Genomic DNA, 23867 nt, shown 5'->3' on the forward strand with positions numbered 1-23867 from the left:
TGCAATGAAAAAAATGAAAGTTTCTTAGTGTAGAGTAAAGCTTTAAAATATAAAAACCGGGTAGAAATGAAATCTACCCGGTTTTTTATTTGACTGAAAAATCCTTAGAAAGTAATAAAAAAAATCACACCTTGAGAAATTCCGCAATTCACAATATATTTAATAGGTATGAAGTCTAGAACAGTGCCGGTTTTATTTGTGCTTGCGGCGGCTTTGATTGCAGGTGTATTCTTTGTTTCTAAAAAGATGCTGACAAAGGAAGATAAATCTTCTACGAGAGCACGCATCGTTACTCCAAAATCTTCTTCATCTGCTAATTCAGAAAATGAAGCTTCCTCTTCTTCAATAGAAACAGAAAAATATGAAACTTTCGTTCCTTTATATTCCGGAGAAACCTTAATCAGTGCACTTACAATAGATATAAATAATGATGGTTATGATGATGAAGTAATCATCGTTCGTAAGGCAAGTTCGCAGAATCTCTGGATTGTTGCGGCGCTTATAGATTCTGAATCTGGACTTTATGAACGACTTGAACCTATTGAAACACAGTTTACCCGAACCCGAACCTTCTCTTATATGGGAATGGATGTTACTGGTGAACATAAAAATGCCCTTATATATCAGGGACTTGCTGATGACGGCAATTATGTGATGAAAATCTATTTGTGTTCAAAAGAACATGGAAAAAATTATCTTAGAAATATTGGTGATTTTTCGTGTGATGGAACTGTGTTTATTCAGCAGACTGAACGTTCTGAATCATATGCACTTGCCATGTCAAAAGGTGAAAGTTTTTCTGTATGGGTTTATAAATCGGATGTTCCAAAGGACGCTGCTAATGCAGATAAAGACAAGCCTGCGGTTGGACAGAATCAGATCCAGCAGGAATATAAATGGAATCCTTCTTCACAGAAATATGAACTTGTGCGTGAAATAAATGTAACAGCCGGCCGTCTTGCTGCAACTGAGCTTTCCCGCATTCAGGATGGTACTGTAGAAACTTTTGCAGCCTTCCTTGACGGACTCTGGTATAAAACTTCAAATACAGACGGAAATATCCGTTATATGTATTTCAATTATCCTGATACAGAAATCATTCAGCTTTATAAAGATATTCAGGAAGTATACGAGTGGGAAGACAGTAAGCTTCGTCATAATGGAATCTATCTGACTGCTGTAAATGCAGATATCATGAACCTTCATAGACGTTTTGATATTGCTCTCATAAATACTGATGAAATCAAAATTACCCTGCGCGATGATATCAACCTTATTATCAGTGAAAATACACAGTGGGATGGAAATTATAAGAAGATGGCTCTTCAGGATACCTTTGGAGACTTTGCCGCTTCAACAGAAAAAGATAGTTATCTAAAAGAATTGCGGAAGGGTGATAACTGGACTACTGCTGATTCTACTGTAACCTTGAAATTTGGAGAATACAAATATTCTCTATTAAATGGTGGCCTTTCTGAAACTGGTATTTATTCTATCGAAAAAATTGGCAGTTATAACGTAATTCAGTTCCGTTCGGATACAGAAGGTTCTATTCTTGCTGAAAATTATTCTATGGAATTTGGAACAAAGGTAATTACAGAAACTGTAAAAAGAAAAACTGTCGAAAAAGTTGTTACAGATTACGATACAATAACTTTTACTCCGGTTAAGCTTACTTCTACCGACTGCTTTGCGGTAGAGGGCAGGTCGTATGTACTCAGTAGAAACACCAGTGATTGAGTACCGAAGGTTATAGGCAACTACTTTTCAAATAACATTTTTTTCAATATAATACAAGTTTATGAACGCTAATGAACTTCGCTCAAAATATATTGAGTTTTTTAAAAGTAAAAATCATGTTGAGATTTCGGGTCAGTCTTTAATTCCTGAAAATGACCCATCTGTTTTGTTTACAATGGCGGGTATGCACCCTCTCGTTCCTTATCTTCTTGGTGAAAAGCATCCATCGGGAACCCGTCTCACAGACTATCAGAAGTGTATCCGTACAGGCGATATTGAAGAAGTAGGTGATCCAAGTCATCTTACATGTTTTGAAATGCTTGGAAACTGGTCACTTGGTGATTATTTCAAGAAAGAATCTATTGCTTATTCTTATGAATTCCTTACAAGTCCACAGTGGCTTGCCCTTGATCCTAAAAAGATTTCTGTAACTGTATTTGCAGGTGATGAAAACGCTCCTCGCGATGAAGAAGCAGCTCAGATCTGGAAAGACAACGGAATGCCAGAGGATAAGATAGCATATCTTCCTGCATCTGATAACTGGTGGGCAGCAGGTCCAACAGGTCCTTGTGGTCCTGATACAGAAATTTTCTACTGGGTAGGCGAAGGACTTCCTCCTGTAGGTTCTAACAAAGGAACAGACAGCTCTAACTGGATGGAAATCTGGAACAATGTATTCATGCAGTACAACCGCATCGACGAAAAGACTCTTCTTCCACTCGAGAAGAAAAACGTTGATACAGGTATGGGACTTGAACGTACAAACTGTATTCTTCAGGGAAAGACATCAGTTTACCTCACAGAAGTTTTTCAGCCAATCATTAAGACTATTGAAGGCCTTTCAGGCTACACATATGGTACAGACGAAGAAAAAGATAAGTCAGTTCGTATTATTGCTGACCATACTCGTTCTTCTGTATTTATCCTTGGAGACCAGAGAGGAGTAACTCCGGACCGCGTAGGTGCAGGTTACGTTCTCCGCCGTCTTATCCGCCGTGCAGTTCGCCACGGAATGAAGCTCGGTATCGAAAAAGACTTTATGGCAGAAATTGCTGCTACAGTAATCGAAAACTTCAAGGGACCTTACCCGGAACTCGAAGCAAACCGCGAAAAGGTTTACAAAGAACTTACTGCAGAGGAAGCAAAGTTCCGTCTTACCCTCAAGAAGGGTGAAGCAGAATTCCAGAAGCTTCTTCCAAACCTTATGAAGAATCCTAAAAAGATTATCAGCGGTAAAGTTGCTTATAATCTTTACGAAACATATGGCTATCCTCTTGAGCTTACTCAAGAGCTTGGTGCTGAAAATGGCTTTACAGTAGACGTTGAAGGCTTTAAAGAGGCTGAACGCAAGCACCAGGAAGCTTCAAAGACAGTTGATGCAGGAGCAGCTAAGGGTGGTCTTGCTGAACAGTCTGAAGTAACAACAAAATATCATACTGCAACACACCTTTTGCAGCAGGCTCTGGTAAACGTTCTTGGCGACCAGGTTGCTCAGAAAGGTTCAAATATCAACAACGAGCGTATGCGCTTTGACTTTACTTTCGAGCGTCCAATGACTAAAGAAGAAATTCAGAAGGTTGAGGACATCGTAAACGAAAAGATCAAGGAAGACCTTCCTGTTACTATGGAAGTTATGCCTCTTGATAAGGCAAAGGCAGAAGGTGCACGCGCTCTCTTTACTAACAAGTATGGTGAAGACGTTAAGGTTTATACAATCGGCCGCGACGCTAAATCAGACTGGTTCAGTAAGGAAGTTTGTGGTGGACCACACGTTCAGCACACAGCTCAGATTGGTGACTTCAAGATTCAGAAGGAACAGTCAAGCTCAGCTGGTGTTCGCCGTATCCGTGCCGTAATCAGCGGTGGACTGCCTCTGGATAAGTAGTAACTTTCCGGTGTTTCCATTGTTATATTTTATGGACAAACAAAACTGATACTAAATATTTTAAGGATTATAAAATGAAAAAAATTATTTCAGTTCTTTCAATCTTAATGTTTGCAACTTTTGCAATGTTTGCACAGGCAGATTTACAGCCTCTTGCAGTTGTAAAACTTAATAAGAATGAATCCATTACTCTCAAGCAGCTTAAGGTAAGGTGTACAACTTATGAGAAGCAGATTAACAGAGCTCTTACCATTGAAGAAAGAAAGCAGGTGCTTGATACATTGATTGAGGAAACTTTGATTGTTCAGGCTGCAGCTAAAGCTGGTATTTCTGTGCCAGACAGCTCAGTAGATCAGTATTTTGCGCAGTCTATGAGCCAGTCTCTTGGTGCTAGCGTTTCAGAAAAAGAGCTTGAAGATATCCTTAAGAAACAGCAGGGTAAAACTCTTGATGAAGTTCTTATGGAACAGACTGGAATGAATAAGGTTGATTATAAAAAACACCTTAAGAATGTTCTTTTGATGCAGCAGTATGTTGTTCAGAAGAATCAGGCTGAACTTCAGAAGGTTGCAGCTACAGATGAAGAAATCAGAATGGCTTATGAAAGCAATAAATCTTCATTCGTATGGAATGATATGGTAAAAATGCTTCTCGTAATTGTTCCAAAGGGAGCAAATCCGGATGCTGCAAAGCAGAAGGCAACTGATTTCCTTAACAAATACAAGGCTAAGACTCTTACAGCAGAGCAGATTGCAATTCAGTCTCAGGCTGAAAACTCTGGTTTCCAGGCAGGACTCGGTCTCTTCCCTAAAACAGAAGCTGCTGCAAATGGTATTGGAATGCCTCTCCAGAGCCTTATGTTTGTTTTCCAGCAGGGAGAAGGCTATACATCTGATGTTCAGGAATCTGCAACAGGTGATGATTACAGATTTATCAGCGTAATCAAGAAATATGATGCAAAGATGCTTGCTATTGGTGACTTGGTTCAGCCGGAAACAACTGTTACAGTTTATGATTATATCCGTGCTAATCTTACTCAGCAGAAGCAGCAGATTTATATGAGCAATGCAGCTACAAATCTTGCAAAAGAACTTCACACAGCAGAAAATGTTGATATGAAGAAAACTGGTGCTGCCTTGGATAAGATGCTTGATTGGGGGAACTAAGTGTCCAGAAGAAACGGTAGAGTAATTGCTTTTCAGGCAGTTTATTCATGGGATGTAACTAAAGCTTCTTTGGACGACCTTCTTTCTTTTGAATGGTTGCAGAAGGATGTTGAGGTTGATGGAAGTATTGATCCGGCTGAACAGCCTGTTGTTGAACTTTCAGAAACCTCTAAAGAAGAACGAACATTTGCAAGTTTGATAATTGCTGGTACAATAAGTCATATAGATGAAATTGATAAGCTTATTGAAAGTCATCTTTCTGCATCATGGAGTATGGAGCGTATAAGCCGTGTTGCACTTGCAATTCTTCGTACAAGTGTTTATGAGCTTTTGTTCCAGAACGGCGCTGAGCCAAAGATTGTCATTGATGAGGCTGTAAATATTGCCAAAGACTTTGACACTGATGATTCCTATAAGTTTATTAATGCAGTGCTTGATAAAATAGGAAAAGATGAGCCGAAAAGAGCTTAAAAAAATAATTCTTACATTTATATTTTTTTCTTTGATTTTGTTCTGCTTTCCCGCTTGTCGGATGAGGGCAGAACAAAACTCGTTAACAAGCCAGTTTGATGTTATTGACGCACTTGTAATGCAGAATCAGATGCAGTCGGCTTTGAAGGAACTAAAAAAAGTTGAAAAGCGGGCTTTTGATTCGTGGACTTACATCGGCATTTACAAAAGATATATAACTCTCGGTGAATCTGAAAAGGCCGAGAAACTCCTTAAGAAGGCGCTGAAGAAAAACGGCGGTAATCTTGAACTGCAGGCTGTGTATGCGGCATTTTTGTTGAGAGAAGGCCGCCTCGGGGATGCGGGGAAGGTTGCAGAGAAACTGCGCGGAACTAAATACGCTTCCTTATATTCAGAGTATATTCTTCGGGATTCAGCAGAAAAGGCTGCAGCTTCAGGTGATAATGCATTTACATTTTATACCCGGAAAGAATTTTATCAGATATTCTTAGATGCTTATAAGACTTCAAAGAATCCTGTTTTATTACGTAACTGCGCAGCTTTCAATCTTATAAACGGTGATTACAACCTTGCAGCAAGCTTAAATCCTGCTTTCTTCCTTGATGCTGATGATGCATATTTCTGGGCTATGGTCTGCTATGATGCCGGACAGTTTTATGATTCCATTGATGCAATTGAAGAAGCCCGCCGTCTCATGACCGGATATCAGGGAACTGTTACTTTTAAAACTTCTCCAGTCCTTCTTACTGCACTGGAATCAGATTCATATATGGCTGTTTCCGAAATGGAAGCGGCAGAAGCAGCTCGACGCGGTATTGTGATGAATCTTGATGAACTTAAGGTTCGTAAGAGTGATGAGGAATTCCTTTCTAATATAATATTGAACAGTGCAAGATGGGCTCAAAATCAGGGAATGGATGACCAGAATGCTGATCTTCTTTTCTATGTAGTAAACCGTTGGCCAGACAATGTACCGGGTTTAATTTTATATGCAGATTTTGCATATCGCTCTAATCTTGAACGCGAGGAAGATACTGAAATCGCAGCTCTCAGAAAAGCCGGTATCTCAACTCTGGAAATGGAGCGTTATGATAACCGCCGTAAAATTCCAATGAGCGATGCTCTTTACAGAATTGACGAAGCTCTTCGCCGTACTAATGATCCGTATCTGAATATTGCAAAACTTGATCTTCGTTATAAAACTGACTCATCAATATCAGAAAAGGATAAAAACCGCGACCTTTGGAATATGCTCGAAAACAGTCTTAATGAAGACGGAGAGTTAAAAGGACTTCTTGTTCAGTATGCGCTTAATTTCCTTCTCAATACAAAGCAGTACGATGATGCCTGGAAGCTTTTTTATGATCATGTAACAGATATCAGTGAATATGATTCAAAGCGTGATTTCTGGGAACAGTTTATAGATAAAGCCCGTGGATATGATCTTTCTATGATGGAATTTGGTGCCTGGTTTGCTGCTTATTACAAAATGGCAGATGAAGCTCTCAGACTTCATGAATATTGTGTTTATGAGAGCGCAGGTCTGCTGGAAGATGGCTATATTTCTCAGTCTGTTTCTACATCAACCTGTTTGAATCTTGGAAGTATTTATATATCTCTTGGAAAAAAGCTTAAAGCCCTGGATTTGTATGGAAAAACTGCTGGTCGTGAAAGCAGCAATGCAAAGCGTTCTGAAATTTTGTATAGAATTGCCTGTATTTATGCTAGTGACGGAGATATAAAAAATGCCCTCCGTTCAGCAGAATACGCAGCTTCTTTGTATCCTGATAACGCAAGGGCATCCATGCTAAAAGATAAGCTTAAGTGGTAAACCTAAAAATTGCTTTCGCAATTTTTTTAACGGTTTGCTATTGAACAACGGCCGCCAGCAGCCTTACACATTACTCAATAACAGCAATGATATCACTCATGCGGAGAATGAGGTGGTCTTCACCGTCAATCTTTACCTGAGTTCCGGCATATTTGTCGTACATAATTCTGTCGCCTTTCTTTACTGTGATTTTATTTTCATCAGTTCCAGGTCCAACTTCAACTACAGTAGCAGTCTGAGTTTTTTCCTGTGCAGCTTCAGGGATAATGAGTCCGCTTGCTGTTTTAGTTTCTGCTTTGTCGTTCTTTACAAGAACACGATCTGCTAATGGTTTGATTTTCATAATATTTTGTACCTCTTATATATAAAATAATAATTTTACTGTTTCTTCGTCAATAAAATTCTTTTGGTAATCAGCTGGTAAGCAATCAGAATTGCAATCATACTGAGACCAATAATATCTGACCTTGTTTCTGGAATTACACAAAGAAGTCCGGCAATTGCAAAAAGAACACGCTCAACAACATCAAAAGTAGTTTTTAATGCAACCGGCTTGTTAGTTCCATGAAGAAGTCCTGTGAAATTAAATCCATAGCCTTCAAGTGCAACGCTGATACCGAACATACCGATTAAGGCAGTTGCAATAATGAAAAGAATACGTCCAATTGAAGCATCAATCATAAGCATCTGTGAGTTATAAACAAACATATACGGAATGATAAATGCTCCGATTGCGAGTTTAGTAGCATTAAAGGCCGTTTTCATAGGCCGTGCTTTTGCTATGGCGGCACCGGCAATGGCTGCAAGGGCAACCGGAGGAGTAACGTCTGCAATAATTCCAAAGTAGAATGCAAACATGTGTGCAGCGAGTGGCTGAACACCAAGCTGAATGATAGCTCCGGCAGTAATTGTTGAAGTAATCAGGTAGTTTGCTGTTGTAGGAGCACCCATACCAAGGATGATTGAAGCAAGCATTGTAAAAATCAAAGTGAGGAAGAGTTTTCCGCCTGCAAGTGCTACAAGACCTGCACCAAGTTTAAGACCAAGGCCTGTAAGAGTTACTACACCAATAATAATTCCAGCCATACCACAGGCAATTGCTACGCTGATGATATTTCGTGCAGCGGCACACATAACATCAATAAGGTCTTTTGAACCGAAGGTTGGTTTTCTTCCTTTTGCCAGGTCTACGATAGAAACTACAATTCCAATTACAAGACAGGCTACAATTCCCATAAGGGCTGCGTAAACTGCTGTTTTTCCAGCACAGAGGAACCAGATGATTACAACTAAAGGAAGAATCATATAACCTTTGCTGAGGAACAAAGGAAGGAAGCGTGGAAGCTTATCTTTTGGCATTCCCTTAAGACCAAGTTTTTTAGCTTCAAGATGTACTGTAATAAAGATTCCTGTGAAATAAAGGATAGCAGGAATAATTGCAGCTTTTACAATTGTGATATATGGCATACCAAGGCTTTCTGCCATGAGGAAAGCTGCAGCACCCATGATTGGAGGCATAAGCTGTCCACCTGTAGAAGCAGCTGCTTCAACTGCACCGGCAAATTCTCCTTTGTAGCCGAGGCGTTTCATCATAGGAATTGTGAAAGAACCTGATCCAACAGTATTAGAAACCGACGAACCGGAAACTGTTCCAAGAAGAGCAGATGAAAGAACTGCAACTTTAGCAGGTCCACCGCTTGCACCACCGGCAATTGCGTTACAAAGGTCGATAAAGAACTGTCCGATACCAGTTTTTTCAAGAAGTGCACCAAAGAGAATAAACAGGAAGATAAAGGTTGAACAGGCTCCGATTGGAGTTCCCATAATACCTTCTGTATTATAGAAAAGATGGCAAACTACACGCTGAAGTGAATAACCTCTGTGGTGAAGGAAGCCAGGAAGATATTTTCCGACAAAAGCATAAATTACAAAGGTTCCGGCAATAATCATAATTGGAAGTCCAACGATGCGTCGACAGCTTTCAAAAAGAATCAGAATACCTATGATACCAATGATTACGTCGAGTGTTGTGTTATTTCCGGAACGGCGTACAAGCTGCTGAAAGTTAATTACGATATACATCCAGCAGCCGGCACCTGTAAGACCAAGAATTACATCGTATAAAGGCAGGGTGTCTTTAGGAAGCTTCTTAGTAGCAGGGAAAAGCAGGAAGGCCAGAAATTGAACAAAGGCAAGGTGGCTTGCACGTAAAATCTGTGCTGTAATTGCACCAGAAAGAGTTGCATAAAGCTGGAAAGCAACGAAAATTATAGAAACAATAACAGTGATGTATTGTCGCCAGCATTTATGTTCACGATAAGCCTGCTCCCGGTCAAGATTCTGCATCAGTTTTTTCATTTCATCTTCATTTGAAGTTGGAAGAATGTTGTCAATCGCGCTGTGTTCAGCCGGGTTTTGTTTGTCCATCTGGACCTCCTTAAACTTAAATTATTTCATCTCATGCTTCAAATATGAATAAAGAGATACTTTTTTATACTCCAGAATTATACTCGTCTGAGGTTCGAAATAATCTGTAAGTATGAATTCTTTTGAGCCTATTGTAAAAGATGTATCAAATACAATTGTATGTCTTGCAGTAAGACCTACAGCCATTACAAGGCGGGGAACAATTCTGTTCAGGTTTTCAATTACATAACTGTCCTGGGTAACAGAAAAAACTGCGCCAGGGGTTTCTTCTGGTTCTGGAATTCCAGCTCCATAAGATACAAATGATGTTTTGTATAATTCAATGTTGTCATCCTCTGTGTGCTTATAAAAGTCATGAACACGACCTTTATTTACAGAGTGTGTATATGAAATAACAAAACCTTTTGAGTAGCCTTCGATGGAATAAAAAAGCTGGGGCTGACATTTTCTACTTTTTATAGAAAGTACATTGATTACCGGTGAAAAAAACACTGCGGCTACTAAACAACAAAAAATAACAATTATTAAACTTATTTTTATTACTTTTTTCATTATTTATTAATGTTTACAAACGGTGCCTAAGACACCGTTTGTATTTATTATAGAGATTTAATTTACACTCAATCCGATCTCATTATAATATTTTTTAGCACCCGGGTGGAAAGGTACTGAAACACCTGTGATTGCAGATGCAGCAGTTACTTCCTTACCTTTAGCATGTCCGCGTGCAAGTTCGTCGAGGTTTTCAAAGAGAGCCTTTGTCATCTCGTAAACTGTGTCTTCATCAAGTTTTGAACTTACTGCGAGGGTAGCTTTAATAGCGAGTGCAGGAGTATCCTCGTCTGTACCTTTGTAAGTACCACCAGGAATTGTTGTATATGTATAGAAACCATATTTGTTGCAGATTACATCAGCTGCAGCCTGATCGATAGGAATAAGAATGAGTCCTGCTGTAAATGCGAGCTCCTGAAGTGCAGAGTTTGGAACACCGGCTGTTACGAAACATCCGTCCAAAGTTCCGTTCTGAATACCTTCAGCTGATTCCTTGAATGAAAGGTTACTCTTTTTGATATCATCAAATGTAAGGCCATAGCCTTCGAGAATCTGTTTAGCGTTGAATTCAACTCCAGATCCTGCATCTCCAACAGAAATGCGCTTTCCTCTGAAATCAGATACAGATTTAATTCCACTTGCTTTAGAAACTGCAATCTGTACAACTTCAGGATACATAGTTCCAATAGTCATGATGTTTGAAAGTTTTTCACCAGCAAACATATCAGTTCCATGGTAAGCATAGTCCATAACATCGTTCTGAACTGTTCCGAACTCTGCTTCTCCCTTGTTGATAAGTCTTAGGTTTTCTGCAGAAGCACCAGTTGCCTGAGCCGTAACGTTCATATTGGCAATTTTAGTGTTCCAGATGTTTGCAATTGCACCACCGAACGGATAGTAAGTTCCGCTGGTTCCGCCTGTTGCAAGAATGTAGTCCTTCTTAGCGTTTGCATTAGATTTAGTACATCCGCTGAAAATGAGGGCAGCTGCGAGCAGTGCCAATGAAGCCTTAAATACTTTCTTCATATCTTCCTCCAATTATATTATCAATATTTTACTATATATAAGCATCGGTTTCAATGAGACTAGTGTTGCGTGGAAATGTTTTTTTTTGTAAATTATGAATGGAGTTGCGGATATGAATCCAGGTGGAAAATATAAGCCCTTTATTTCTGTCCCATTAAAAGACAGAAAATGGCCTTCAAACACAATTACTAAAGCCCCTGTCTGGTGCTCAGTAGATTTACGCGATGGAAATCAGGCTCTTATAAATCCAATGGGAATTGAGCAGAAAATCGAATTTTTTAATCTGCTTGTTAAAATTGGTTTTAAAGAGATTGAGGTAGGTTTCCCTTCTGCGTCTGATACTGAGTTTGAATTTGTCCGCCGCCTTATTGAAAAGAAACTTATTCCGGATGATGTCTGCATTCAGGTTTTATGTCAGGCTCGTGAACATCTGATTGCGCGAACCTTTGAAGCTATTGATGGTGCTAAAAATGTAATCTTCCATATCTATAATGCAACTTCTCCTTCTCAACGAAAATACAATTTTGGAAAATCAAAAGAAGAGCTTATTGATTTAGCTGTAAGCGGTGTAAAGTGTGTAAAAAAATACATATCTGCTGTTACAAAAGAAGCTGAAGCCGAAGGCCGTACTCCTACAAACTTCCGTTTTGAATATTCTCCGGAAAACTTTACTCAGACAGAAACTGATTTTGCAATGGAAATCTGTGGCGCTGTTTTAAAAGTCTGGGGTGCTACACCGGATAATAAGATGATTTTGAATCTTCCTGCTACTGTTGAATGTAATCTTCCAAATCAGTTTGCAGATCAGATTGAATATTTCTGCCGGAATTTCCCTGGTCGTGAAAACTGTATAATTTCCCTTCATAATCATAATGATCGCGGCGAGGGAATTGCTCAGTGTGAGCTTGGACTTCTCGCCGGAGCAGAGCGCGTTGAGGGCTGTCTTTTTGGAAACGGCGAGCGCACCGGAAATCTGGATATAGTAACCGTTGCACTTAATATGTATACCCAGGGCGTAGATCCTGAACTTGATTTTTCTGATCTCGATTTTATTTCTTCCGAGTTCACAAGATTAACAGGAATGACAATGCATCCGCGTTCTCCTTATGCAGGCGAACTTGTATTTACTGCATTCAGTGGTTCTCATCAGGATGCAATCAGAAAGGCAATCAATGCACGCATGGAAGGAACTTCAAGCCTGTTATGGGATGTTCCTTATCTTTCCATTGACCCTCATGATATTGGTCGTGAATACAATGGCATTATCCGCATCAACAGTCAGAGTGGAAAGGGTGGTGCAGCATATATTCTCGAAACTATGTTTGGTATTGCAGCACCAAAAGCAATGCATCCGGTTATTGGTTCGGTTATCAAAGCTCGTGCAGACGAACTTCAGCGCGAACTTAGTCCGGACGAGGTTTATGATATTTTTGCTGAAACCTGGCTTTATACAAAATCTCCTCTTAACGTTCTCGAAATTACAGAGCGCCATATAGAAGGTGAAAGAGGTTCAGATCTTCCTGAGCAGGTTGCCGGTATGGCTACTGTTGAATGGGAAGGAACACGCTATGCAATTGCTGCAAACGGAAACGGACCTCTTGATGCTTTTGTAAGTGCCATGAAGCAGACTCCGGCTCCAGCTTTTAATATCACAAGCTTCCACGAGCACTCTATTGGTCTTGGTTCAGATACCCAGGCTATGGCTTATGTTCAGATTACAAAGGATAACGGCGAACAGGTATGGGGTGTCGGAAAGAGTTCCAACGTTGGTCGTGCCGGTATTGCTGCAGTAGTCTCAGCCCTGAACTTCAAATAAAATTTGCATTTTTCTCAAACCTAATAGATAATTTAATAATATAGTAGCTTATAGAATTATTATCTAAAAAATTGTTTTTTGCTGATTTGACTTATAGGAGAGCATATATGGCAAAAGAGTTAGATAGGTTTGACCCAAATCCGAAGAAGAATATTTCATTAAAATTTAAACTTATTGCAATGATTGTCGGTGCAAGTATCATTGGTGTATTTGTTTCTGGAGCAGTTTCTCTGGCTACTTTTGACCGTGGTCTTATGTCAAAGACAGTTGAAGAACTTGAAGATACAACTGGTGGTGTGCAGTGGATTCTTGATGACTGGCTTGATACTCTCAGTTGTTATGCCGATATGCTTGCTTCGACAGACCATATTAAAGGTTATCTTGATGGTTCATATACAGATGATGCAAATGCTTATCTAAAAGAAAAAGGTGAAATTTGTAATGTCGATCTTCTGGCAATAACTGATACAAATGGAAAAATTACTGCGGGCTGGGAGATTACTGCGGGACAAACTCTTGATCTTCCTATAGTGGCAACAGCAATAAGGGGAAGAAAGACTTATTGTTATACTCAGCTTGGAACATTGAAATTTGGAATTGTAGTTGCAACGCCGGTTATAAAAAATGGAGTTACTCTGGGTAGTCTGCTGATTGCTTATGATATAGCAACAATGGGAACTGATGGTTATGTAAGTATTGTACATGATTTTCATACAGTTGAGTGTTCAATATTTTATGGTAAAAAATATATGGCAACTACACTTGGTTTTCATCTGATTGATCTTGATTTGGATAATGAGGAAATTGTGCAGCAGGTTCTTTATAATGGTGAAAAATATGTAGGAAAAAATATAATTGCTCACACAGAATATTATACAGTTTACGCTCCATTATATAATGACGATGAAACAATTGCCGGTATGGTCTTTGTTGCAAAGTCAATGAAGGTTATTGATTCTGTAAGAAACAGTACACTTTCTATGGTAATTCCTGTTGCAATACTTTTGTTCCTTGTTCTTGCAACAATCGGATACTTCTTTGTTCGCTGGATTATGAAGCGAATTAAAAACGTAACTGTATTCCTTGAAGGACTTAAGACTGGTGATGCAGACTTAACAAAACGCTGTTCACTTTATGTTCGTGATGAAATTGGTGCAATGATTATCAACTTTGATGAGTTCCTGGATAAACTTCAGGATATTGTAAAAAATCTTAAGGAATCAAAAGCAGCTCTGGGAACCAGTGGTGAAAATCTTGATGCCGGTACAGAAGATACTGCAAGTTCAATTACAGAAATTATTGCAAATATAGACAGTATTCATACTCAGATTGTAAATCAGGATAAGAGTGTTCGTGAAACAAGCGATTCTGTTCAGCATATTTCAAATGCTATTATTGATCTTGATGCACTTATTGAAGATCAGTCGTCTAGTGTAACTCAGGCTTCTGCTGCGGTAGAAGAGATGATTGGAAATATCAATTCTGTAAACAAGTCTGTTGAAAAGATGTCATCTTCATTTAAGTCTCTTGAAGATAATGCTGAAATCGGATTCTCTAAGCAGGAAGATGTAAACGAGCGTATCCGCCAGATTGAAGGTCAGTCAGAAATGCTTCAGGAAGCAAATACCGCTATTTCTGATATTGCAGAACAGACAAACCTTCTTGCTATGAATGCGGCTATTGAGGCGGCACATGCTGGTGAAGCAGGTAAGGGCTTTGCTGTCGTTGCAGATGAAATCCGAAAACTTTCAGAAACCTCTTCTGAACAGTCAAAGAAGATTGGTGAACAGCTTAATAAGATTATGAATTCTATTATTGAAGTTGTAGGCTCTTCAAATGAAGCAAGTACAGCCCTTACTGAAGTATCAAACCGCATTAAGGAAACTGATGAACTTGTAATTCAGATTCAGGCTGCAATGGAAGAACAGAATGAAGGTTCTAAGCAGATTCTTGATGCTCTTCGTCATTTGAATTCTTCAACAAGTGAAGTTCGTAATTCTTCGCAGGAAATGTCTGGAAGAAACGAACAGATTGTAAAGGATATGACTATTCTTAAGGAATCTACAGATTTGATGAACACCAGTATGGATGAAATGGCTGTGGGTGCCCGGAAGATTAATGAAACCGGAGCAACCCTCAGTGAGATTTCTATTCAGGTTAAGAACTCAATCCAGCAGATTGGTGAACAGGTAGATCTGTTTAAGGTTTAAAAGATTTCTTTGACTGCGGCCATATATTTGTTGCCGCGGTCAAATTCGTTGCTGAACATTCCGAATGATGTAGCGCCAGGGGAGAAGACAAATACATCTTCCCCGGCGTTTTCTTTATATTCTTTCAGCAGCGGTTCCAGTCCGTTAAACGGTCCGTGATATTTTATTCCTGCCTTATCCAGTTCCGGAACAAGCTTATCAGTTGCAGTTCCTGCAAGAAGATAAATATCTTTTACCTTAATTGTATCTGCGTCAGACGCGGTAAGAGTTTTGATTAGCGGAGTAAGTTCAAGTCCTTTTTCTGTACCGCCAGTCATAAGAATTACAGGTTTTCCAAATGCCTGTGTTGCAGCAGCGGCTGCTTCAGGAACTGTTGCACAGGAATCATTGTAAAACTTTACTGTTGTACCAGCTTCATTTTTCCAGCTGTGGAAATACTGAAGGCGATGGTCGATTCCTGGCCAGCGCTGTAAAATCTCTTTGATTCGTTCATCTGGAATTCCCATAAGGTGCATAACTGTTGCTGCATTCTGAGCGTTTGTTTTCATGTGAACGCCAGGAACTAAAAGGTCTCCAAGATCAATAGACCAGGTAGCTTTGCTGCCATAGCGGAGAACAGTTGCCTTTGTTTCACTTGCAAAACGGTCTCCCCAGTCATCAGAATCAAAAATAGAATAGTCACCCTTTGTCTGATCTGCATAAATAAGGCGCTTATCTGCAACATAAGATTCCATGTCGCCATACCAGTTCTGATGATCTGGAACAATCTTTGTGATGACTGCGATATGAGGACGAAGTACTCCACGACCGCGGAGGTCAGCGAGCTGCCAGCTTGAGAATTCTATAACTACTGGAGTGTCATTATTTACTTCATCAAAGAATGTGAGCGGACTAACTGTAATGTTACCGCCAAGGAAGGTTGTGTAGCCAGCCTGTGATAAACCATAATAAATTGCACTTACTGTAGAAGATTTACCTTTGCTTCCTGTAACGGCAATTATAGGGCAGTCTGTAAAACGAAGGAAAATACTGAGGTCTGTTTCAATTGCGCGTGCAGCAGCAAGATATTTGTTGCCTTCGAATTTTACGCCAGGATTTTTAATAACACAGTCTGCATCTTCAAAGTCTTCTATTTTGTGTTCACCAAGACGATATGTGAGACGGTTGTGGTCAAGACTATCGTCGGAGTTAAGCTTATCTACAGTGGCCTTGAGCTGCTCTTCGGTTTTCATGTCAGTAACAGTTACATAGGCACCTTTTTTCAAGAAGAAACGCACCGCAGCTTCGCCGCCGCCGTTGAGACCAAGGCCCATAATGGTAACCTTTTTATCTTTGATATCTTCAACTGATTTGAATGCGCACTGGCGCGGATAAACGTGTGGTGTCATTTTTTTTCTCCATAAAAAAAGCCTCCCTGTTTCCAAGGAGGCCTTCCTGCCGGGAACCGGGGTCGAACCGGCACGCTGATTGCTCAGCACAGGATTTTAAGTCCTGGGCGTCTACCAGTTCCGCCATCCCGGCAAGTGAGTTACATCATATAGTAAATATAGGATATTTTCAAGACGGTTAGATTTTATTATAATCTGCGTATGTTTAAGAATTATATCTGGATTTTTTTGATTTCTATGGTGCCGTTAATTGAGTTGCGAGGCGCCATTCCGGTTTCGCAGGCAATGCAGCTTCCTATTATTCCTTCTTATATAGTTTGTATCGTTGGAAATATGATTCCTGTTCCAATTATCTATCTTTTTGCACGTAAGTTTCTGGAATGGGGACAGGATAAAAAAGTTATCGGTGGAATATGTCGTTTCTTCCTTGTAAAGGGTACAGCCGCTGGTGAAAAAATGCAGGCAAAGGCAGGCCGGGGAATCTTTATTGCTCTTCTTCTTTTTGTAGGCATTCCTCTGCCGGGAACAGGAGCCTGGACGGGAACTCTTGCAGCAAGTCTTTTAGATATGCGCTTTCGTGATACAGTAATTGCAGTAACTCTTGGAGTATTGCTTGCCGGTCTTATCATGATGGCAGGAAGTTTGGGTTTATTTACAGCAATTTTTGCAGCGCTGGGAAAATAATATGTATTTATTAGTAATGAAACAATTGATCACTATGGCATTGATTGCTCTTAGTGGATTTATTTTTGCAAAGATTTTTAAGGTTGAAGAATCGCAGCAGAAGTTTTTGAGTAAGCTTCTTTTGTATTTTATCAATCCTTTTATGGTTGTAAAATCTTTCAACCTTGATTTTGATGCAGATAAACTTGCTCAGCTTGGTTTTGTTTTTGTAATTGCCCTGATTCTTCATGGGGTTATGATTCTGCTCGGTTATTTTTCAAGTAAAGAACAGGTAGACCGTCTTGCCGTTTGTTTTACGAATTGCGGGTTCATCGGAATTCCTTTGATTCGCGGTGTTTTTGGAGATATCGGTGTTTTCTATCTGATGGGCTATCTTGTAGTTTTCAATATTTTGATCTGGACCTACGGTTACTATATTATGAGCGGTTCAATCAATCTGAAAAAAATCATTACAAATCCAAATATAATTGCTGTTATTCTTGGTGTTGCAATTTTCTGCAGTCCATGGACTCTGCCGGAATTTATTGCCCGTCCTGTTACAATGATTGGTGATTTGAATACTGCTGTAAGTATGATTCTGATAGGTATTCTTCTTGCAAACTTCAAACCTGCAGATGGAAAAAAATATGCGCTCAAAATTGTAAAGGTAAGCCTTTTGCGTCACGTTGCCTGTGCTGTTTTGAACATTGGAATCCTTTTCATTGTTTGGAAGCTCTTTCCAAATGTGCCGGACTGCCGCATTCTGCTTTTCGTTGCTTTAATCTGTTCAATGTGTCCTGCGGCAACAACCATTCCAGGTTTTGCAGTAATCTTTAATCGTGACGAAACTTATGCAAGTTTAATCATTTCGTTTACAAGTATTCTGTGCATTTTCTTTTTACCAAGTTTTGTTGCTCTTGCAGAACTTATAATAAAATAAGTTTTGATGATATAATGAAGATATGAATGTTATCACCATTATTCCACCACTTGTACAGCTGAATGCACCGTATCCTTCTGGGGCTTATCTTACTTCTTTTTTTAAGAAGGAAGGACATGATGCACAGTGGGCTGATTTAAGCATAGAACTGTTTTATGAGATTTTCAGTCGAAGTGGTCTGGAAAAGCTTTTTTCTCTTTCTGAAAAAACTGCACTTTCAATGGCAGATAAAGCAGAAAAAAATGGTGATGATAACACTGCTTTTAATATACGCCGTTATATAAGCCAGAAAGAAAACTGGATTGAATGGATTGATTTTATAACTGCAGTTCTCAGCGGTGGCGGTGCGCGCGAGAAAGAACATCAGTTTTTGTATTCTCCATTTGCTCCCCGCGGTCAGCGAATGGAAAACTTCCTTGAACAACTTGCACAGGACGGCCGCGAACCTTCTGTAGATGATGTCCGCTTTTTGTGTTCCTATGCACTTGCAGATTTAGCAGATTATATAACCGCAGTTTTTGATAAAGAGTTTTCACTTATCAGATATGCAGAAGCCCTGACAGTTGATGAACGAACTTTTGCTGAAGTAGAGAAGGGGCTTGATTCTCCGATACTGGAACACTTTTACAAAACCGTGTTGGAAAGATGGGGTACCACTGTCATTGGCGGGCTTGACCCGGCAATCTTTTCAAAAACGCTCATCTGTATCTCTATTCCTTTTGCCGGAACTTTTATTCCTGCTTTGTATACAGCCCGCTTTCTGAAATCGCAATATGGGCAGAAGTTTTTTATCTGCATCGGCGGCGGCTTTGTAAATACAGAACTCCGTGAACTACGCGATGCCTCTCTCGGAAAATACATCGACGCAATTTCCTATGACAGAGGTTATGGCTCTTACAAAGCTTTATTTGATAATACGGTGCTTGAGTCTGTCGAAACTGCCGCAGAGTCGATGATTGCTAATCCTCTCTACAAACTCCGTATTTTTAAAAACGGCAAAGTTATTGAACCTGTCTGGCAGGATGAAAAACTTGAAAAATATGAAACAGAAATCACTGCACAGATTATTCCAGATTATTCAGATATAGATTTCTCACGATACCTTCGCATGTGTGATGATAAAAATGCAATGCATAGAATCTGGACAGACGGTTCGTGGATAAAAGCTTATCTTGCACATGGCTGTTACTGGCACCGCTGTGCTTTCTGTGATACTCAGCTTGATTATGTTTGTGCATATCGCCCGGTAGAAGTTCGAAATCTTTATGAAGGACTTTTAAAAACTGCCCGCGAAAAAAATGTTTATGGCATTCATTTTGTTGATGAAGCCATGCCTCCTGTTGCTCTGAAAAAGTTCGCTCTGGAAAATGCAAGACACGGAAATCCTCTTTACTTCTGGGGCAATATCCGTTTTGAAAAAGCATTTACAAAAGATCTTGCTGCGTTCTTAAGTTACTGTGGCCTTGGTGGTGTTTCTGCAGGGCTTGAAGTAGCAGCTGAAAGTGGACTTGAAAATATCAATAAAGGAACTGATATTTCTTCAATCGTTAGTGCGTGTGCGGCTCTTAAAGAAGCGGGTGTACTTGTTCATGCGTATATGATTTTTGGTTTCTGGTATGATACAACTCAGACAATCATTGATTCCATGGAAACTCTCCGCCAGTTTTACAGTGCAGGCTTGCTGGACAGCTGTTTCTGGCATAAGTTTGTACTTACAAAAAATTCTACAGTTTATACAGAATGGAAAGAAGGCAAGCAGAAAAAACTGCAGCCGATAGAGCTAAAATCAGATAAAAAAGGCGGACTCTTTGCCAGAAACAATATTCACTTTAAGGGTGAAAATCAATATGACAAATTTCAACTTCCTTTGGAAAACTCCCTCAACTGCTGGATGCATGGCGATGGATTAGAAAAGAAAGTTCAGAAATGGTTTGATTTTCCTGTTCCGCCGCCAACCGTTGGAAGAGACTTCATTGAAAAGAAAATTGAAGAATATGAAGAAAAGAACCGTAAGAGAGGGGCGGGCCTTAATGATAAAACAGCGCAGAACCTCTGGTGGCTTGGAGGCACACCAGTGCTTTGCGGATTATCAAATTCATCTGCTTCAGAATATCGTTGGCTCTATCTTATGGAAGAACAGTCTGTTCCATCAAAACTTATTGATATTGATATTCTTCTTGCATTGCGTCCGGAGGTGACTGAAGAGGTACGTGTGGCTGCGTTAAATACAATAACCGCGTCCCCTTCTGTTATTTCAAATCTGAAAAAACTTCTGGGCCGCGGTCTTGTTTTGTTAGATTTTTAGAGAGCCGGTAAGCGACTTATTCAATTTCGACAGTTTCGATATGTGCGCCTAATTTCTTTAACTGGCCAACTAAATCTTCGTAACCTCTTTCAATCTGATAAACGTTACTGATTCGGCTTGTTCCGTGTGCACACATTGCAGCAATTACCATTGCCATACCGGCACGAATATCTGGTGAAACAAGATGATCTCCATGAAGCATGCTAGGTCCGCAGACAACAGCACGGTGTGGATCACACAAAGTGATTTTTGCACCCATCGAAATCAGCTTATCAACAAAGAACATTCGGCTTTCGAACATCTTTTCAAAAATCAAAACAGTTCCATCAACCTGAGTTGCAGTTACAGTCATGATGGATGTAAGATCAGCTGGGAATCCCGGCCAAGGCATGTCATCAATTTTAGGAATTGCGTTTCCGAGATCGTCATTTACCTTAAGATTTTGAGTGTTTGGAACAGTGAGTTCATCACCATCAATGCTCCAGGTAATTCCGAGTTTTGCAAAACTGTATTTGAGCGGGCGCATTTCTTCTGCGCGAACACCCTTGATTGTGATTTTTCCTTTTGTAGCTGCAGCCATACCAATGTATGAACCGATTTCAATATAATCTGGTCCGATTGTAAATTCACAGCCATGGAGTTTTTTAACACCAGTTATGCGAAGAATATTACTTCCAATTCCTGTGATTTTTGCGCCCATTTCAACGAGCATCTTACAAACGTCCTGAACATGAGGTTCACTTGCACAGTTCTGAAGAATTGTTTCTCCTTCAGAGAGTGCAGCTGCCATTACTGCATTTTCTGTTGCAGTTACTGATGCTTCGTCAAGGAAGATGTCGGCACCTACAAGTTTTGTTGCAGAAAATTCAAAACGTCCGTTTACATGGATGTTTGCGCCAAGAGCCTTAAGGGCCAGGAAGTGAGTGTCTACACGGCGGCGACCGATTACATCACCACCAGGAGGTGTCATTTCACATTTTCCTTTGCTTGCAAGAAGAGGTCCTGCAAATACAATTGAACCGCGAACCTTTTTTGTAAGGTCACTAGGAAGTTCAGTTGTATTTATGTTGTCACACTGGACTTTCCAGTTGTGTTTACTTAACTTTTCTACTTTTGCACCAAGAGATTTAAGAATTTCAAACATAACGTTTGTGTCCTGAATCTCCGGGATATTGTGAAGGATAACCGGCTCATCTGTCATAAGAGTTGCCGCAATACAAGGCAAGGCTGCGTTTTTGTTGCCGCTTGCTGTAACTGTTCCCTGAATAGGATATCCACCCTCAATTACATATTCGTGCATTATTTCACCTTTTGTGTTAATAAGTTAATTAATACATCGGCAGCTTTTGCACACTGGTTTAGAGAAAGCCATTCATTTCTTGAATGAAATTCATGAGCTCCAGTAAAGATATTTGGAGTTGGAATTCCAAGTTCAGTAAGGCGAGAACCGTCAGTTCCACCACGAATTGGTTGTTTGATTGGTTTTACACCGGCATCAGCGAAGGCTTTTTCCAGACGTTCCATAATTTCCGGGCGTTCATCGAGTTTTGCCTTCATATTCAGATATTGCTGTTTGAATTCAACTTCATAACTGCCGCCGAATTTTGAAATAACCTTTTCTGCAGCAGTCTTGATGATTTCCTTTTCTTTTTCAATTTCATCTGTATAAAATGAACGGAGAATCATTTCTACACTTGAGCTTTCAATAGTTCCGTTGATCTCCAAGGGTGCGATAAAGCCTTCAAAGCCTTCTGTTGTTTCTGGTGCCATATCATGAGGAAGGGCAGCTGCAAATTCTCCGGCAAGTGTTACGGCGTTAATCATGCCATTTGCTTTTCCGTTTCCTGTATGGCAGGTTTTTCCAGTAAAGTGTACGATAGCAGTCCAGCCATTAAAACATTCTGCTTCGAGCTCGCCTTCATCTCCTGCATCAACAGTCACTGCATAATCTGCCTTAAGGATATTGAGCGGAACCTTATCCATTCCGTGTCCTGTTTCTTCATCTGGAGAGAACATTACTTCAATCGGTCCATGCTGAAGACCTTCATCTTCATAATGATTCATAAGATATTCAACAGCAGCCATAATGGCAGAAATTCCGGCCTTGTCATCAGCTCCAAGAAGTGTAGTTCCATCTGATTTTACGATTGTATCATCCTGACCTGTTGGAGATTCTGAGGCCGAGAGCATAGAGATTACAGGTTTTACATTTTCGCCGGAAACATCATCTACAGTATCCATGTGTGCCATCAAAAGGATGGTAGGATATTTTTTGCGCTCTTCTGGTTCTACGATATTTGAATCAATTTTTGCAACTACATAGCAGTTGTCAGTAAGGTAAACATTTCGTGTCCCGAGATTTCGGAGTTCTTTTACAAGAACTTTTGCGATGTCCCATTGACGTTCTGTTGATGGGAAAATACCGGCATCTGCAGCTTTTCCGTCGCTTTCAGACCAGATTTTTACATATCTGCAGAAACGGTCCAATAATTTATTTTCTTCTTCTTTATTGTTGTAAATATAATTCATAGCGTCCGCCATTATATCGATTTTCCACTGGGGATTCTAGATTTATATAATTATTGAAATCTCCACCTACAAGTTATTATTTGTGTTATTTTTCACTGACAGAAATCTCTTCCAGAACTCCGTGCATACACCTGGAAACGGGCGGAGCGGGGGAAGGTGTACGGGGAGTATGGAAAGGGAGGAAAGAAATTGTGGGACGCAGGCAAGAAAAAATGAGGGAGGACCCATCAGCGCAGGCGCTGGCGAAGCTTTAGCGCCAAGCGAATGATGGGGGGAGTCCCTCATTTTTTTTGCCGTCGCTGGGACCCGCAATTTGTTTGCTCCCTTTACACAGCCCCTGTGGTATATCCCCGCTCCGCCAGTTTTCTGGTGATATGAGCCGGAAAACTGTGAGAATACTGCAGAAAAAAAGTTACAAAAAAATAAAAAAAAGTGAAAAAAACACAAAAAAAACGGGATGAGCTATTGACAGTTTTCATGGAAAGATATATATTCATTTTCACCGTCGCAACACTGAGTTGCGACACAGAACAAACAAAAAGTTCTTTGACAGATCAGGGAAGGAAATAACTGACTAAATAATTTTTTTTATGTTTTTTATATCAACGAACAAAAACATACCCGCGAGTTTTAGTTCTTAAAACTCGATTGTAAATCAATTCAGCAAATAGATAAAAGCTGGTTTGAACTGTTTATGAAGATCATTAGCCTTCGGGCTATTGAAATAATCATGGAGAGTTTGATCCTGGCTCAGAACGAACGCTGGCGGCGCGTCTTAAGCATGCAAGTCGAGCGGTAAGATTGGTGCTTGCACTAATCCTAGAGCGGCGGACTGGTGAGTAACGCGTGGGTGACGTACCTTTGTGACGGGGACAGCTCCTAGAAATAGGAGATAATACCGGATACGCTGCATGTTGT

General features: G+C 40.0%; 17 protein-coding genes, 1 tRNA gene and 1 rRNA gene. 11 read left to right on the forward strand and 8 right to left on the reverse strand.

The annotated features are described in order from the left end of the window. Positions 1 to 168 precede the first annotated feature (168 nt). The 5 genes from BMY21_RS11905 (at position 169) to BMY21_RS11925 (ending at position 7093) form a co-directional block, all read left to right on the forward strand. Positions 169 to 1740, forward strand: a complete 1572-nt coding sequence (locus BMY21_RS11905) for a pallilysin-related adhesin (RefSeq protein ID WP_143064226.1) — start codon at positions 169 to 171, stop codon at positions 1738 to 1740. 61 nt (positions 1741 to 1801) lie between these two features. Continuing rightward, positions 1802 to 3625 (forward strand): alanine--tRNA ligase, encoded by a 1824-nt coding sequence (locus tag BMY21_RS11910; RefSeq protein WP_074644530.1) that lies wholly within the window; start codon positions 1802 to 1804, stop codon positions 3623 to 3625. Positions 3626 to 3699: 74 nt separating this feature from the next. Then, a complete protein-coding gene (locus BMY21_RS11915) occupies positions 3700 to 4791 on the forward strand; it encodes an MOSP complex formation periplasmic protein, TDE1658 family (RefSeq protein ID WP_074644532.1) in 1092 nt (363 codons plus the stop codon). Next, a complete protein-coding gene (gene nusB, locus BMY21_RS11920; RefSeq protein ID WP_074644534.1) occupies positions 4792 to 5262 on the forward strand; it encodes a transcription antitermination factor NusB in 471 nt (156 codons plus the stop codon). After that, positions 5243 to 7093 carry a tetratricopeptide repeat protein gene (locus BMY21_RS11925; protein WP_074644536.1) on the forward strand — a complete coding sequence of 617 codons (1851 nt, stop codon included), beginning with the start codon at positions 5243 to 5245 and terminating at the stop codon, positions 7091 to 7093. Before nusB ends, BMY21_RS11925 begins: the two co-directional genes overlap by 20 nt. Positions 7094 to 7163: 70 nt before the next feature. On the opposite strand, the gene BMY21_RS11930 is transcribed toward BMY21_RS11925, so the two are convergent. The 4 genes from BMY21_RS11930 to BMY21_RS11945 all read right to left on the reverse strand — a co-directional run bounded on the left by BMY21_RS11930 (position 7164) and on the right by BMY21_RS11945 (position 11098). Then, positions 7164 to 7436: a co-chaperone GroES gene (locus BMY21_RS11930; protein WP_074644538.1), complete on the reverse strand. Its 273-nt coding sequence runs from the start codon at positions 7434 to 7436 to the stop codon at positions 7164 to 7166. Between the two features lie 35 nt (positions 7437 to 7471). After that, entirely contained in the window at positions 7472 to 9520 is a 2049-nt protein-coding gene (locus BMY21_RS11935) for a TRAP transporter permease (protein ID WP_074644540.1), read from the reverse strand. Positions 9521 to 9541: 21 nt separating this feature from the next. Next, complete coding sequence (locus BMY21_RS11940; protein ID WP_177177757.1) at positions 9542 to 10012, reverse strand: DUF1850 domain-containing protein; 471 nt, start codon at positions 10010 to 10012, stop codon at positions 9542 to 9544. A 117-nt stretch (positions 10013 to 10129) separates the two neighbouring features. Continuing rightward, positions 10130 to 11098, reverse strand: a complete 969-nt coding sequence (locus BMY21_RS11945; protein WP_074644543.1) for a TAXI family TRAP transporter solute-binding subunit — start codon at positions 11096 to 11098, stop codon at positions 10130 to 10132. A 112-nt stretch (positions 11099 to 11210) separates the two neighbouring features. Between BMY21_RS11945 and leuA the strand changes: the two genes are divergently transcribed. Continuing rightward, positions 11211 to 12914, forward strand: coding sequence for a 2-isopropylmalate synthase (gene leuA / locus BMY21_RS11950; RefSeq protein ID WP_074644545.1), 1704 nt, complete (start codon positions 11211 to 11213; stop codon positions 12912 to 12914). Positions 12915 to 13021: 107 nt separating this feature from the next. Continuing rightward, positions 13022 to 15124 (forward strand): methyl-accepting chemotaxis protein, encoded by a 2103-nt coding sequence (locus BMY21_RS11955; protein WP_074644546.1) that lies wholly within the window; start codon positions 13022 to 13024, stop codon positions 15122 to 15124. Here the strand turns inward: BMY21_RS11955 and murD are convergent. Together murD and BMY21_RS11965 are read right to left on the reverse strand one after the other, a co-directional pair. Beyond that, the gene (murD, locus tag BMY21_RS11960) at positions 15121 to 16512 is read right to left on the reverse strand and encodes a UDP-N-acetylmuramoyl-L-alanine--D-glutamate ligase (protein ID WP_074644548.1); all 1392 of its coding nucleotides are present in this window, start codon (positions 16510 to 16512) and stop codon (positions 15121 to 15123) included. The genes BMY21_RS11955 and murD overlap by 4 nt on opposite strands. 47 nt (positions 16513 to 16559) lie before the next feature. Further along, positions 16560 to 16645 (reverse strand) — tRNA-Leu (locus BMY21_RS11965). A gap of 68 nt (positions 16646 to 16713) precedes the next feature. On the opposite strand from BMY21_RS11965, the gene BMY21_RS11970 reads away from it, so the two are divergent. The 3 genes from BMY21_RS11970 to BMY21_RS11980 are packed head-to-tail and all read left to right on the forward strand — an operon-like array spanning position 16714 to position 20420. Further along, positions 16714 to 17196 (forward strand): COG2426 family protein, encoded by a 483-nt coding sequence (locus BMY21_RS11970; protein ID WP_074644549.1) that lies wholly within the window; start codon positions 16714 to 16716, stop codon positions 17194 to 17196. 16 nt (positions 17197 to 17212) lie between these two features. Continuing rightward, entirely contained in the window at positions 17213 to 18115 is a 903-nt protein-coding gene (locus BMY21_RS11975; protein WP_177177758.1) for an AEC family transporter, read from the forward strand. A 22-nt stretch (positions 18116 to 18137) separates the two neighbouring features. Further along, a complete protein-coding gene (locus BMY21_RS11980) occupies positions 18138 to 20420 on the forward strand; it encodes a radical SAM protein (protein ID WP_074644553.1) in 2283 nt (760 codons plus the stop codon). 16 nt (positions 20421 to 20436) lie between these two features. Here BMY21_RS11980 and murA read toward each other — a convergent pair whose 3' ends face one another. After that, on the reverse strand, positions 20437 to 21720 hold the full coding sequence (gene murA / locus BMY21_RS11985) for a UDP-N-acetylglucosamine 1-carboxyvinyltransferase (RefSeq protein ID WP_074644555.1): 1284 nt from the start codon (positions 21718 to 21720) through the stop codon (positions 20437 to 20439). Then, entirely contained in the window at positions 21720 to 22949 is a 1230-nt protein-coding gene (pepT, locus tag BMY21_RS11990) for a peptidase T (protein ID WP_074644556.1), read from the reverse strand. The genes murA and pepT overlap by 1 nt, the downstream gene beginning before the upstream one ends. A 727-nt stretch (positions 22950 to 23676) precedes the next feature. Between pepT and BMY21_RS11995 the strand changes: the two genes are divergently transcribed. Then, positions 23677 to 23867: ribosomal RNA gene (locus BMY21_RS11995) — 16S ribosomal RNA — on the forward strand; the annotation flags it as partial.

The organism is Treponema bryantii, assembly GCF_900111035.1.
Taxonomy (GTDB): domain Bacteria; phylum Spirochaetota; class Spirochaetia; order Treponematales; family Treponemataceae; genus Treponema_D; species Treponema_D bryantii_C.

What these genes read in the sequence shown, in the direction of transcription:
- BMY21_RS11945 (WP_074644543.1), bottom strand. Translation starts at nt 11,098, where the DNA reads ATGAAGAAAGTATTTAAGGCTTCATTGGCACTGCTCGCAGCTGCCCTC.
- BMY21_RS11910 (WP_074644530.1), top strand. Translation starts at nt 1,802, where the DNA reads ATGAACGCTAATGAACTTCGCTCAAAATATATTGAGTTTTTTAAAAGT.
- BMY21_RS11930 (WP_074644538.1), bottom strand. Translation starts at nt 7,436, where the DNA reads ATGAAAATCAAACCATTAGCAGATCGTGTTCTTGTAAAGAACGACAAA.
- BMY21_RS11970 (WP_074644549.1), top strand. Translation starts at nt 16,714, where the DNA reads ATGTTTAAGAATTATATCTGGATTTTTTTGATTTCTATGGTGCCGTTA.
- BMY21_RS11955 (WP_074644546.1), top strand. Translation starts at nt 13,022, where the DNA reads ATGGCAAAAGAGTTAGATAGGTTTGACCCAAATCCGAAGAAGAATATT.
- murD (WP_074644548.1), bottom strand. Translation starts at nt 16,512, where the DNA reads ATGACACCACACGTTTATCCGCGCCAGTGCGCATTCAAATCAGTTGAA.
- murA (WP_074644555.1), bottom strand. Translation starts at nt 21,720, where the DNA reads ATGCACGAATATGTAATTGAGGGTGGATATCCTATTCAGGGAACAGTT.
- BMY21_RS11975 (WP_177177758.1), top strand. Translation starts at nt 17,213, where the DNA reads ATGAAACAATTGATCACTATGGCATTGATTGCTCTTAGTGGATTTATT.
- pepT (WP_074644556.1), bottom strand. Translation starts at nt 22,949, where the DNA reads ATGAATTATATTTACAACAATAAAGAAGAAGAAAATAAATTATTGGAC.
- BMY21_RS11925 (WP_074644536.1), top strand. Translation starts at nt 5,243, where the DNA reads ATGAGCCGAAAAGAGCTTAAAAAAATAATTCTTACATTTATATTTTTT.
- leuA (WP_074644545.1), top strand. Translation starts at nt 11,211, where the DNA reads ATGAATCCAGGTGGAAAATATAAGCCCTTTATTTCTGTCCCATTAAAA.
- BMY21_RS11915 (WP_074644532.1), top strand. Translation starts at nt 3,700, where the DNA reads ATGAAAAAAATTATTTCAGTTCTTTCAATCTTAATGTTTGCAACTTTT.
- BMY21_RS11905 (WP_143064226.1), top strand. Translation starts at nt 169, where the DNA reads ATGAAGTCTAGAACAGTGCCGGTTTTATTTGTGCTTGCGGCGGCTTTG.
- BMY21_RS11935 (WP_074644540.1), bottom strand. Translation starts at nt 9,520, where the DNA reads ATGGACAAACAAAACCCGGCTGAACACAGCGCGATTGACAACATTCTT.
- BMY21_RS11980 (WP_074644553.1), top strand. Translation starts at nt 18,138, where the DNA reads ATGAATGTTATCACCATTATTCCACCACTTGTACAGCTGAATGCACCG.